Source organism: Prosthecomicrobium sp. N25, assembly GCF_037203705.1.
In the GTDB taxonomy this organism is placed as follows: Bacteria; Pseudomonadota; Alphaproteobacteria; order Rhizobiales; family Ancalomicrobiaceae; genus Prosthecodimorpha.
This window is the reverse complement of the sequence record NZ_JBBCAT010000001.1, coordinates 822039-833980: the sequence shown is the minus strand read 5'-3', so window position 1 is coordinate 833980 and position 11942 is coordinate 822039. Positions and strand designations below refer to the sequence as shown.

General features: G+C 71.2%; 14 protein-coding genes. 6 read left to right on the top strand and 8 right to left on the bottom strand.

Annotated features, from left to right (window positions below):
* Window positions 1–75 precede the first annotated feature (75 nt).
* From WBG79_RS03835 to WBG79_RS03820, 4 genes are all read left to right on the top strand, one after another.
* Window positions 76–393 carry a hypothetical protein gene (locus WBG79_RS03835; protein ID WP_337355783.1) on the top strand — a complete coding sequence of 106 codons (318 nt, stop codon included), beginning with the start codon at window positions 76–78 and terminating at the stop codon, window positions 391–393.
* A gap of 114 nt (window positions 394–507) precedes the next feature.
* The gene (gene msrA / locus WBG79_RS03830) at window positions 508–1176 is read left to right on the top strand and encodes a peptide-methionine (S)-S-oxide reductase MsrA (protein WP_443147402.1); all 669 of its coding nucleotides are present in this window, start codon (window positions 508–510) and stop codon (window positions 1174–1176) included.
* A 22-nt stretch (window positions 1177–1198) separates the two neighbouring features.
* Entirely contained in the window at window positions 1199–2083 is an 885-nt protein-coding gene (locus WBG79_RS03825) for a CHAD domain-containing protein (RefSeq protein ID WP_337355782.1), read from the top strand.
* Window positions 2084–2175: 92 nt separating this feature from the next.
* The gene (locus WBG79_RS03820) at window positions 2176–2700 is read left to right on the top strand and encodes a TIGR00645 family protein (protein ID WP_337355781.1); all 525 of its coding nucleotides are present in this window, start codon (window positions 2176–2178) and stop codon (window positions 2698–2700) included.
* Between the two features lie 25 nt (window positions 2701–2725).
* Here the strand turns inward: WBG79_RS03820 and mepA are convergent, their stop codons facing one another.
* The gene (mepA, locus tag WBG79_RS03815) at window positions 2726–3637 is read right to left on the bottom strand and encodes a penicillin-insensitive murein endopeptidase (protein ID WP_337355780.1); all 912 of its coding nucleotides are present in this window, start codon (window positions 3635–3637) and stop codon (window positions 2726–2728) included.
* 211 nt (window positions 3638–3848) lie between these two features.
* Here mepA and WBG79_RS03810 point away from each other — a divergent pair, with 211 nt between their 5' ends.
* Window positions 3849–4796, top strand: a complete 948-nt coding sequence (locus tag WBG79_RS03810; protein ID WP_337355779.1) for a glycosyltransferase — start codon at window positions 3849–3851, stop codon at window positions 4794–4796.
* 97 nt (window positions 4797–4893) lie between these two features.
* On the top strand, window positions 4894–5277 hold the full coding sequence (locus tag WBG79_RS03805; RefSeq protein ID WP_337355778.1) for a VOC family protein: 384 nt from the start codon (window positions 4894–4896) through the stop codon (window positions 5275–5277).
* 3 nt (window positions 5278–5280) lie between these two features.
* Here the strand turns inward: WBG79_RS03805 and WBG79_RS03800 are convergent, their stop codons facing one another.
* From WBG79_RS03800 to cmk, 7 genes are all read right to left on the bottom strand, one after another.
* On the bottom strand, window positions 5281–6243 hold the full coding sequence (locus WBG79_RS03800) for an ornithine cyclodeaminase family protein (RefSeq protein WP_337355777.1): 963 nt from the start codon (window positions 6241–6243) through the stop codon (window positions 5281–5283).
* 117 nt (window positions 6244–6360) lie between these two features.
* Complete coding sequence (locus tag WBG79_RS03795) at window positions 6361–6720, bottom strand: lipopolysaccharide assembly protein LapA domain-containing protein (RefSeq protein WP_337355776.1); 360 nt, start codon at window positions 6718–6720, stop codon at window positions 6361–6363.
* A gap of 23 nt (window positions 6721–6743) precedes the next feature.
* A complete protein-coding gene (locus WBG79_RS03790; protein WP_337355775.1) occupies window positions 6744–7040 on the bottom strand; it encodes an integration host factor subunit beta in 297 nt (98 codons plus the stop codon).
* Entirely contained in the window at window positions 7037–8029 is a 993-nt protein-coding gene (gene sppA, locus WBG79_RS03785) for a signal peptide peptidase SppA (RefSeq protein ID WP_337355774.1), read from the bottom strand. Before sppA ends, WBG79_RS03790 begins: the two co-directional genes overlap by 4 nt.
* Before the next feature lie 86 nt (window positions 8030–8115).
* Entirely contained in the window at window positions 8116–9078 is a 963-nt protein-coding gene (locus WBG79_RS03780; protein ID WP_337355773.1) for a hypothetical protein, read from the bottom strand.
* Between the two features lie 188 nt (window positions 9079–9266).
* On the bottom strand, window positions 9267–10964 hold the full coding sequence (gene rpsA / locus WBG79_RS03775) for a 30S ribosomal protein S1 (RefSeq protein WP_337355772.1): 1698 nt from the start codon (window positions 10962–10964) through the stop codon (window positions 9267–9269).
* 336 nt (window positions 10965–11300) lie between these two features.
* Window positions 11301–11939, bottom strand: a complete 639-nt coding sequence (gene cmk / locus WBG79_RS03770; protein WP_337355771.1) for a (d)CMP kinase — start codon at window positions 11937–11939, stop codon at window positions 11301–11303.
* Window positions 11940–11942: the final 3 nt, after the last annotated feature.

Here is an 11942-nt window from a genome sequence, read left to right as displayed (position 1 = left end):
GCCTAGAGTCGGATATCCGAAAATGGGCCGGGTCCGGTGTCGCCCCGACCGGACCGGCGAGGAGCGAGCGGAGCGATGTTCACCTTCCTGATCCGCACCGTCGGGCTCTGGATGGTCGCCGCGGGGGTCGCGTCGATCGTGGTCGACGGGATGAAGTCCATCGCGGCGGGCCGGCCGGTGCTGACGCCGCTCCGGCGGACGTGGTCGGACCTGGCGCCCGCCAGCCTGCAGGCCGCGGAGGCGGCGGTCGGCAAGTACACCCATCCGCTCGTCTGGGACACGCTGGCGCAGTTCGTCCTGCTCCTGCCGACCTGGGCGGTGCTGCTCGTGATCGGCTCGATGCTGGTGGCGCTCGGCTCGCGCCGGAAGCGCGACGCCGCCTACGTGGTCTGACGCGCCGCGCGGTCACATTCCGGTGGCCGGGGCTGTGCCCGGCTGACGGGACGGGCGGCGCGCCCCATATTGGGCGCATGAGGGCGGGCCCCGGGTCCGCCGCCGGAGGATCCCATGTTCCTGATCGACATGTTCAACAAGAAGCTGCACCTGCCGACCGCCGCTGACGCCCTGCCGGGCCGCGCGACCGCGATCCCGACCGCCGAGACGCATTTCGTCAACGGGCGATCGCTGCACGGTCCCTACCCGGAGGGGCTCGAGGTCGCGTATTTCGCGCTCGGCTGCTTCTGGGGGGCGGAGCGCAAGTTCTGGCAGCTCGGCGACGGCGTCTGGACGACCGCGGTCGGCTACCAGGGCGGCGTCACCCCGAACCCGACCTACCGGGAGGCCTGCACGGGCATGACCGGTCACACGGAGGTCGTCAAGGTCGTCTACGACCCCGCGAAGATCTCCTACGAGGCCCTGCTCAAGGTCTTCTGGGAGAGCCACGACCCGACCCAGGGCATGCGGCAGGGGAACGACGTGGGCACGCAGTACCGGTCGGCGATCTACACGACCACGGAGGCCCAGGCGGCCGCCGCGGCGGCGTCGAAGGCGGCCTACGGCGAGGCCCTGAAGGCGAAGGGCTACGGTTCGATCACGACCGAGGTCGCGCCGGCGCCGCCCTTCTACTACGCCGAGGACTATCATCAGCAGTATCTCGCCAAAAATCCGGGCGGCTATTGCGGGATCGGCGGCACGGGCGTCTCCTGCCCGATCGGGGTCGGCGTCACGGCAGGCTGACCGGAGCCGCGCGGGAGGGGGGATGTCGTTTCGTCTGGGCAGGGCTGAGCCGGCCGGCGCCGGGCTGAAGCGGATCCTCCTCGCCGAGCTCGCCCTCGCCAGGGCGACGCTCGCCGACGACGTGGAGGAGGCCGAGCGGCGCATCCACCGGGTGCGGCGGACGCTCAAGCGGGCGCGAAGCCTCGCGGCCGTGTTCCGCCCGGTGGTCGGCGACGACCACAAGCGGCGCAAGGCGGTTCTCAAGGAGGCGGCGGACCTGCTTTCGGAGGCACGCGACGCCGACGTCGCCGTCGCGACCGCGCGCGCCCTGGCGGGCCGGCTGAAGGACCCGGCGCTCGCCGCCCCCCTGATCGACCGGCTCGCCGCGGAGGCCCGGGCGGCGCACGAGCGGACGGTCGACACCGAGCGCGCCGCGGCCTGCCTCAGGATCGCGGAGGCGGACGCCGCCTCGCTGCCGGTGCTCGAGAAGGGCGACGAGCTCCTGGTCGACGCCTTCGGGGCCGCGTACCGGCGCGGCCGCAAGGACTGGAAGCGCGCCCGGGACGGCGGGGCGGAGGACGAGGACCTGCTGCACGACTGGCGAAAGCGCGTGAAGGACCGCTGGCACCTGACGCTGCTCGTCGAGGGCCGGACGCCGGCCACCACGAAGCGGATCGCGGTCGACCTCGACCGCCTCGCCGAGCTTCTCGGCGACGAGCACGACCTCGCGCTGCTCGCCCGCCGCCTGGACACCGACCCCGATGCGGCCGGGGGCCCGCAGCCGGCGCGGCGTCTGGCGAAGGCGGTCGCGGCCCGGCGCCGTCGGCTCGCCGACAAGGCGCTCGACCTCGGCGCGGCGCTCTACGGGCGCAGGACCGAGCCGTTCATGGCGCGGCTGGACAGGCTTCGCCGGCACGAGCCCGACTGAGCGCGTCGCCGCACGTCCGCATTGCGGCTTGGCCTCCGCCACGGAAGCGGCTATTCGCAAGGTGGGGTGCTTTGCGGGAGGCGCACGGAGCCATGATCGAACGGAATCTGGAACGCGGCCTCTTCGCCAGCCGCTGGCTGCTCGCCCCCTTCTATGTCGGGCTCGTGCTCGCCCTGGCGGGCCTCCTCGTCAAGTTCGTTCAGGAACTCGTCCATTTCGTCCTGACCGTCTTCTCGGCGGGCGAATCGGACGTCGTCCTCGGCGTGCTGACGCTCATCGACCTGTCGCTCGCCGGAAACCTGCTGCTGATCGTGATCTTCTCCGGCTACGAGAACTTCGTCTCCAAGTTCGACATCGGCGACCACGAGGACCGGCCGGACTGGCACGGGAAGGTCGACTTCGGCGCCCTCAAGATGAAGCTGATCGCCTCCATGGTGGCGATCTCGGGGATCCACCTCCTCAAGGTGTTCATGGGCCTGCCCAAATTCACCGAGCGCGAGATCATGTGGATGACCATCATCCACCTCGTGTTCGTGATCACGGGCGTGCTGCTCGCGCTGATGGACAAGCTGTCCGGCCAGACCTCCTACGAAGGCACGATCGGCGCCGGCAAGTGAGGCGGCGCGCCGACCCCTCCGGCGACTATTTCGCCAGCACCTGGGCGCAGGCCTCGGGGAGATCGGCCAGCCTGAGAGGCGGCTTCGGCGGGCTCGGGGGCGAGGGCTTCCAGGGCTCGGGCCCGAGCCACCAGGCGAGATCCGCGCCGCAGCCGTCGCCGGTCGGCGGCGGGTCCTGGTCCTTGCAGTCGGCGCCGGCCGGACAGGCTAGGCGGACGTGGAAATGGTAGTTGTGGCCGTACCAGGGGCGGACCTTGGTGAGCCAGGCGCGAGAGCCTTCGCCGGCGGGCCTCCAGTCGCACAGGGCCTTCTTGATCGCCGGATGCACGAAGATGCGGGCCACCTCGGGATCGGAGGCGGCGCGGCGGATCAGGCGGGCGTGGGCCTCCGTCCAGATCGCCGGGTCGATCTCGCGGGTGCCGGACTTCAGCATGGAGATGGCGCTCACCGACTCGCGCTCCTCCGGCGCGTACTCGCGGTCCGGCATGGGGCGGAGCCAGACGTCGGCGTCGAGGCCGATCTGGTGGCTGGCGTGGCCGGTCAGCATGGGGCCGCCGCGGGGCTGGGACATGTCGCCGACGAGGAGGCCGGGCCAGCCCTCCTTGCGGGCGGCGACGGCGAATCGCTCCAGGTAGGCGATCAGCGCCGGGTGGCCCCAGTTTCGGTTGCGCGACAGGCGCATGACCTGCCAAGCGGCGCCGTTCACGGGCAGCGCGACGCCGCCGGCGAGGCAGCCGCGCGCATAGGCGCCGATGGAGCGGGCGGGCAACGGGGCGGGCCGGGTCTGGGCGCCGAACAGGACCTTGGCGGCGTCCTTGGGAAGCTCGGCGCGGGCGCGGGCGATCTCGGACTGCCCCTCCTCCCCGGTCGACTGGGCGGCGAGCGGCGCGGACCAGAGGAGCGCGGCGGCGAGAACGGGGAGCGGCAGACGTCTCATGCGGGCCCTCGGGCGGATCCGGCGCGGGCGGCCGGCCGGCGATTCACGGTTCCGGCAGACTCGCGCGACCGCCGGCCGCGTGCAAGCTCGGCCGCGACTTCGAGTCGAATGCGAGGTTTCGCCTTAAGGACCGTTTGACCACGTCCCCTTACGCGGGCTTAAGGCCGTTCCCGCATAGTCCAGTTGAACAACTGGAGCGCACCGGGCGACCATGACCGATCAGGATGCTTTCGACGGCCTGGACATCGCGATCCTGATTCCCTGCTACAACGAAGCCTTGACGATCGCCGAGGTGGTCCGGGACTTCCGCAGGACCTTGCCGCGCGCGCGCATCTTCGTATTCGACAACAATTCGAGCGACGACACCGCGACGATCGCCGCGCGGGCGGGGGCCCGGGTGGTGCGCGAGCGCCGGCAGGGCAAGGGCAACGTGGTCCGGCGCATGTTCGCCGACATCGACGCCGACATCTACGTGATGGCGGACGGCGACGGCACCTACGACGCGGCTGCGGCGCCGGCGCTGATCGCCAAGCTGATCGAGGAGCGCGCCGACATGGTGGTCGGCACCCGGCGGGGGGTGCACGAGGATGCGGGCCGCGAAGGGCACGCCTTCGGCAACCGGGTGTTCAACCTGATCTACGGCCGGCTCTTCGGCCGCGATTTCACGGACATCTTCTCGGGCTACCGGGCCTTCACGCGCCGCTTCGCCAAGAGCTTCCCGGCGGTCTCGTCCGGCTTCGAGATCGAGACCGAGATGAGCGTGCACGCGAGCCAGCTGAAGATGCCGACCGCCGAGCTCGAGCTCGACTACGGCCGCCGGCCGGAGGGCTCGCACTCCAAGCTGTCCACCTTCCGGGACGGCTTCCGGATCCTCATGATGATCGCGATGCTGATGAAGGAGACCCGGCCGGCCGTGTTCTTCGGCCTCCTCGCCGGCCTATTCGGGGCGCTCTCGCTCGCCCTCGCCACGCCCGTGCTGGCGGTCTTCCTGGAGACAGGGCTCGTGCCGCGGCTGCCGACGGCGGTGCTCGCCATGGGGCTGATGGTGATCGCGTTCCTGTTCACGGCCTGCGGGCTGATCCTCGATTCCGTCGCGCGCGGCCGGGTCGAGCAGAAGCGGATCCTCTACCTGGCCCAGGCGCCGTTAGCGATCCAGTAACCCTGTTTCCGACCAGCCTGCGATCCCCTCCCCCCGCCATCGTGCGGTCATGAAGGCCGTCGACCTTCGCCCGGGGGCAGGAGCGGGGACGCAGTCGATGTGGAAGCACGGTACCTTCACGTGGAACGAGCTCAATACCCGGAACCCGGACGCGGCCCGGGCCTTCTACGGGGAGCTTTTGGGCTGGACCTTCGACGAGATGCCGATGCCGGAGGGGCCCTACTGGGTGGCGCGCCAGGACGGGGCGCCGGTCGCCGGCGTCTTCACCATGGCGGGGCCGGCCTTCGACGGCATCCCCGAGCACTGGTTCCCCTATGTGGCGGTCGAGGACGTGGACGCGCTGGCGGCACGGGTCGAGGCGGCCGGGGGCACGGTCCTGAGGCCCGCCTGGGACGTGCCCGGGGTCGGCCGGATCGTCATCGTGCGCGATTGCAACGGCGCCGCCATGGGCTGGATGACCCCGGCGCCGCAGGACGCCTGAGGCTCAGCCGCCGAGGCGGCTCCAGACCATGCGGGCCGCGGCGAGATCCTCCAGCGCGGTGCCGACGGACTTGAAGAGCGTGATCTCCTCCGCGCTGCCCCGGCCCGGATGCCGGCCGGCGCAGAGGTCGAACAGGTCGGCCTCGACGGCCTCGGGCGCGATCACGCCCGCCGCGAGGGGACGGACGATGTCGCCGGCCTCCTTGAGGGCGCCCGCCCGGGTGTCGACGAAAATGCGGGCGCGCCGGACCGCCTCGTCGTCGCTCTCGCGCATCTCCGGGGTGAAGCCGCCGACGAGGTCGACGTGGGTGCCCGGCCGGAGCCAGGCGCCGCGGACGAGCGGCTCGGCCGACAGCGTCGCGGCGGAGACGATGTCGGCGCCGGCGACGGCGGCCGCCAGGTCCCGGGTGGCGGTGACGCGCCAGGGCCGACCGTCGAGGCGGGCGGCCAGGGCTTCGGCCTTCTCGGGCCTGTGATTCCAGACGAGGACCTCGCGGATCGGCCGCACGCTGGCATGGGCCTCGATCAGGTGCGGGGCGAGCGCGCCGGCGCCGACCATGACGAGGCGCGAGGCGTCGGGCCGGGCGAGGTGGCGGGCGGCGAGCGCCGAGGCCGCGGCGGTCCGGCGGAGCGTCAGGCGGGTGCCGTCCAGGACCGCGAGGGGCTCGCCCGTCACGCCCGACAGGAGCACGTAGGCGCCGACCACGCTGGCCTTGCCGCGGGCCGCGTTGCCGGGCACGACGGTGACGATCTTGACGCCCATGAGTGCGCCATCGGCGACCGCCTCGGCGGTGTCGTCCCAGGCGGGCATGAGGAGCAGGATGGCCTCCGCCTCGCCGCCGCGCGCCACCGGGTGGTGGTGTCGCACGGGGATCACGACGGGCGAGCGGAAGGCGGCCTCCAGCCCGTCGACGAGGTCGGGATAGACGAGAAGCTGGCCGACCTGGTCGGCATCGACGACGCGCATGGCTGGCTCCGGGCCGCGACCGGCCTCGCTCGGGATCGACGCCGCGGCCCCGCCCGAGCGGTGCTTCGGCGGCCGGACGACACGGGGCGACGACCGGGCGTTCGTCCGGCGGCGGGCTCAGGCCGCCCGGCGATCGCTCGGGGCCGGCAGCGCCGCCAGGGACGCGCGGCGGGTCTCGCGGTCGCGCTCGATGGTCCGCTCGCGCTCCCAGCGCAGGCGGTCGGCCTCTTCGCGCCAGCGCCGCTCGGCCTTGCGATGGCGGCCCTGGTTCAGCCAGACGGCGCAGCCGCCGAGCAGGACCCCGGTCATCAGGACGCTGAAGAAGAGCAGGAACAGGGGGAGCGCGAAGGAGAGGGCCGGCGCGTCGGGCTGGAACGGGTCGAGCGACACCGTGACGGACTTGCGGTTGGCGACCGCGAGCGTCACGAGGATGATGCCCACGGGGATGCCGATCAGCCACCAGAGGAATCGAGTCATTCGGATCTCCTTGCGGGCGCCGGTCAATCGCCGAGATCGACGCCGTTGTTCAGCCGCTCGCGCATTTCCTTGCCGGTCTTGAAGAAGGGCACATATTTCTCGGTCACGGCAACCTTCTGGCCGGTGCGGGGGTTCCGCCCCGTCCGAGACGGGCGGTTCTTGACCGAGAAGGCACCGAAGCCGCGCAATTCGACCCGGTCGCCGCGCATCAACGCGTTGCCGACCTCGTCGAGGACGGCGTTCACGATGTGCTCGACGTCCCTCTGGTAGAGGTGCGGGTTCCGTTCTGCCAGACGCTGCACGAGCTCCGATTTGATCATCGCCCAATCCCCCCGAAATCATTGGTTTTTTCAGAAAGAGCAGGGTGCCAAACGGAGGTCAGACCGTCAAGCGCGAGGGCACGGTCGGCCAGGCCGTCGAGGCCGAGGGCCGAGAGGACGCCGCGGGTCGCGGAGGCGGCGAGGGATTGGGACAGCGGCCAGACGCCCCCTTCGTCGCGCGGCTTCCAGTCGCGGACCGGGAGGTCCTTCGGCACGCCCCGGGCGGTCTCGAGCCAGCGCTGCGCCACCTCGGGACCGCCGAGCTGGTCGACGAGCTTCGCCTCGAGTGCCTGGGCGCCGGTGAAGACGCGGCCGTCGCCGATCGCGCGGGCCGCCTCGGGGGAGAGGCCGCGGCGCTCGGCGACCAGGCCGACGAACCAGCCGTAGCTGTCGCGGATCATGGACTCGATGGCGGCCTTGGCCTCCGGCGAGGCCGGCTTGAAGGGGGTCGGCTCGGCCTTCAGGGGCGAGGACTTCACCTCCTCCAGCTTGATGCCGAGGCGGCCCATCAGTTCGGACACGTCCGCCCACTGGGCGAGCACGCCGATCGAGCCCGTGATGGCGCTGCGGCGGACGACGATCTGGTCGGTGCCGAGCGCGGCCATGTAGCCCGCGGAGGCCGCCAGGCTGTCGACGTGGGTGACGACCGGCTTCTTGGCCGACAGCTTGCGCAGGCCTTCGTAGAGGGCCTCGCCGCCCGAGGTCGCGCCGCCGGGACTGTTGATCTCGACGATGACGCCCTTGACCGAGCTTGACTTGGCGATGCGCTCCAGCATCTCGTCGAAGTTCCGGTCCGGGCGGATGAAGCCCGAGATGGTGACGCGGGCGACGTGCGGGGCGGACCGCTCGAAGACGCCCTTCAGGGTGCCCGACTCCGCGAGGCCGACGACAAGGGCGACGGCCACGGCCACGAAGGCCGCGATGCGCCAGAAGCCGAGCTTCCGCTTGAGGCGGCGCCGGTCGAGAATGACGTCGGGATCGAGTGACATGCATGGCCTCCAGGGCCACGAGGGGTAGCAGCCGCGGGCAGGAGCGGCAAGGGTGCAGCGCGCAGGGGGCCGGCCGGGACCGACGGTCAGAGCGACGGGTTGCCGGCGCCGGGGCGCGGGCGGTCGAAGCCTCGGCGGATGTGGGCCGCGAAGCTCGCATAGCTCGACGGGTTGTGGATGGCCTCGTCGATGGTCAGGAACTCGTAGTTCGGCTGCCATTCGTAGGCGAAGTCCGGCGCGCCGCGGTCGACGTAGTGGATGCTCTCGTGGATCAGGATGGCGGCGGCGCTCTGCGGGCCCTGGCCCTGACGCCGGTCGGGATCCCAGGGACGGAAGGCCGGCGTGAACTTGATGTAGCTGCGGTGGACCGCATAGGCCGGGTCCATGCCCGCCGGGTCGGTCTTGCCGGTGTCGGCCTTCCACTCGCTCTCGGTGGCGGACCGCCAGATCGTCCCGCTGTTCTGGAAGACGCCCTGGACCTCCCGGTAGTTGGCCAGGATCACGTCGAGGAGATCGTTCTCCGCCCGTCCGCCCCCGTCCGTGCCGAAGCGGAAATGCGTCTCCAGGGCCGTGCGGATCAGCGGGGAGCGGGGCATGTCGAACCCGTTCATGGCCGACAGGGCATATTGGAGGATGGCCCCGACGGCGTCGGCGACGAGCGCGGCGGCCAGCGGCTTGGCGCCCTCGGCGCTCGTCTTCGGATCGGGAGCGTTCGGGGCGGGGCCCGGCGGGACCGCGTTGCCGGCGAGCTTGTTCATCTGCCGGAGCGTGTTCATCCCCGGGTCGACGACCCCGTCGATGTGCCGGAAGACGCCCCTGGCCTTCCAGAAGGACTGGAATTTCCAGATCGCGTCGGCGACGTGCTTGGGGCACTGGCGGTCCGGCCCGGCGAGCGGCTGGACGGCCCACTCGTCCCCCATGCCGCCCTCCGAGGAGGGGATCGAGGCCAGCAGGTAGATCACCCGTTGCTGGTCGATGTTCGTGTTCGCGACGTTCTGGGTGCGGAAGCGGAGGCCCACGGGACCGTCGAGGGCTATCGGATCGCCCATGCCATCCTCCTCAAATCCGCCGGACCCCGGGAAAACCGGGTCGCGCCTCACGGGCGCGCGGCGATCGGGCCATCATGGCAGCACGGGACCACAAAACGAAAGACCGGAGCGCGGCGGTCGGGCCACGCTCCGGTCACAGTCGCGGGAAGTCGGCGTGAGGCCCGCGGCCTCGCGCTTGTCCCCGGGTCTTACTTGTCGCCGTCCTGGCGGGCCTTGAGGGCCGCGCCGAGGATGTCGCCGAGCGAGGCGCCCGAGTCGGACGAACCGAACTGGGCGATCGCCTCCTTCTCTTCCGCGACTTCGAGGGCCTTGATCGACACCTGGACCTTGCGGGTCTTGCGGTCGAACTGGACCACGCGGGCGTCGACACGCTCGCCGGCGGCGAAGCGCTCGGGACGCTGCTCGCCGCGGTCACGGCTGAGCTCGGACCGCTTGATGAAGGTCGTGAACTCGGTGTCCACGATCTTCACCTCCAGGCCGGAGTCCTTCACCTCGAGGATCTCGCAGGTGACGATCGAGCCGCGGCGCAGGTCGCCCGCCTTCTCGAAGGGGTCGCCGGCGAGCTGCTTGACGCCGAGGGAGATGCGCTCCTTCTCGACATCGACGTCGAGGACCACGGCCTTGATCTTGTCGCCGCGGCGGAACTCCTCGATGACCTGCTCGCCCGGACGGTTCCAGTCGAGGTCGGAGAGGTGGACCATGCCGTCCACGTCGCCGTCGAGGCCGACGAAGAGGCCGAACTCGGTCTTGTTCTTGACCTCGCCCTCGACCACCGACCCGATCGGGTGCTTGTCCACGAAGCTCTCCCAGGGGTTCGCCAGGGTCTGCTTCAGGCCGAGCGAGATGCGGCGCTTGACCGGATCGACCTCGAGCACCATCACCTCGACCTCCTGGGAGGTGGAGACGATCTTGCCCGGGTGGACGTTCTTCTTGGTCCAGGACATCTCGGAGACGTGGATCAGGCCCTCGATCCCCGGCTCCAGCTCCACGAAGGCGCCGTAGTCGGTGATGTTGGTCACGCGGCCGGTGAACTTGGTGCCGACCGGGTACTTGGCGGCGATGCCCTCCCACGGATCCGCCTCGAGCTGCTTCATGCCGAGGGAGATGCGGTGGGTCTCGGGGTTCACGCGGATGATCTGGACGCGCACGGTCTGGCCGATCGAGAGGACCTCGCTCGGATGGTTGATGCGGCGCCAGGCGATGTCGGTGACGTGCAGCAGGCCGTCGATGCCGCCGAGGTCCACGAACGCACCGTAGTCGGTGATGTTCTTGACCACGCCGTCGACGATCTGGCCCTCCTGCAGGCTCTGGACGAGCTCGGAGCGCTGCTCCGCGCGGGTCTCCTCGAGGACGGTCCGGCGCGACACGACGATGTTGCCGCGGCGCTTGTCCATCTTGAGGATCTGGAAGGGCTGCGGGATGTGCATCAGCGGGCCGACGTCGCGGACCGGGCGGATGTCCACCTGGGAGCGCGGCAGGAACGCCACGGCGCCGTCGAGGTCGACCGTGAAGCCGCCCTTGACCTGGTTGAAGATGATGCCGGTGACCTTCTCGTTCTTGTTGAAGGCCTCCTCGAGGCGGGTCCAGCTCTCCTCGCGGCGCGCCTTCTCGCGGCTGATGACAGCCTCGCCGAGCGCGTTCTCGACGCGGTCGAGATAGACCTCGACGATGTCGCCGACCTTGAGGGCGCCGTCGCGCGCCTGGACGCCGAATTCCTTCAGGGCCACGCGGCCCTCGACCTTGAGGCCGACGTCGATGACCGCGAGGTCCTTCTCGATGGCCACGATGGTGCCCTTGACGACGGTGCCTTCGAACAGCTCGCCGCCGGTGTAGGACTCTTCGAGAAGGGCCGCGAAATCCTCGCGGGTGGGGTTCAGTTGAGACATTAACGCTCCTAGGGCCGCGGATCGCGGCATGCGCCGGCGGGTTCGGGTTGACGAAGGCCCCGGTGCCGCCCGGCCCCTCCGGACGGAGGGAACGTCCGCGGGAAAGCTCCCGCGAGCCGGCGCTGGCGAACGACAGTCGAGACCACACTTCCCGTCTTCTGCGAGGGATCCGCGCGTGGGGAGCAGGGTTCGGACCCGCGGTTGCCCCGGCGCGCACGGACACGCCCCGGCCGGGGCGCCCGCTCGAAAACGCGGTGGGATATAGCGGCTTTGCGGCCACGGGGCAAGGCGGCGCGGCCTAGGATCGCCACGGGCCGCCATCCTCGGCGCGGGATGTCAGCGGCGGGCGTCGACAATCGCCACGGCGGCCCGGAAGGCGCCTTCCCGGTCGAGGGCGCTGGTATCGAGGATGACGGCGTCGTCGGCGGCCTTGAGGGGCGCGGTCGCGCGGCCCGAATCCCGGGCGTCGCGCTCGCGGACCTCGGCGAGGATGCGCTCGTAGTCGACGTCGCGGCCCTTGGCGGCGAGTTCGTCGGTGCGGCGGCGGGCGCGGACCTCCGGCGAGGCGGTGACGAAGATCTTCACGTCGGCGTCCGGGCAGATGACCGTGCCGATGTCGCGGCCGTCCAGGACCGCGCCGGGTGCGCGGCCCGCGAAGCCGCGCTGGAAGGCGACGAGGGCGGAGCGGACCGACGGGTGCACGGCGACCCGGGAGGCGAACTCGCCGGCCTCGCGGCCGCGCAGGCCCGGGTGCGTGAGGTCCTCCGGGTCGAGCGCCTCGGCGATCTGGCCGGCGATCACCGGATCGTCGAGGTCGAAGCCGCGGTCGGCCATCAGGCGGCCGATCGCGCGGTAGAGGAGGCCGGTATCGAGGTAGGCGAGGCCGTAATGGGCGGCAAGACGCTCGGCGAGCGTGCCCTTGCCGGCCGCGGCGGGGCCGTCGATGGCGATGACGAAGGGCTTGCCGGAGGCCATCGG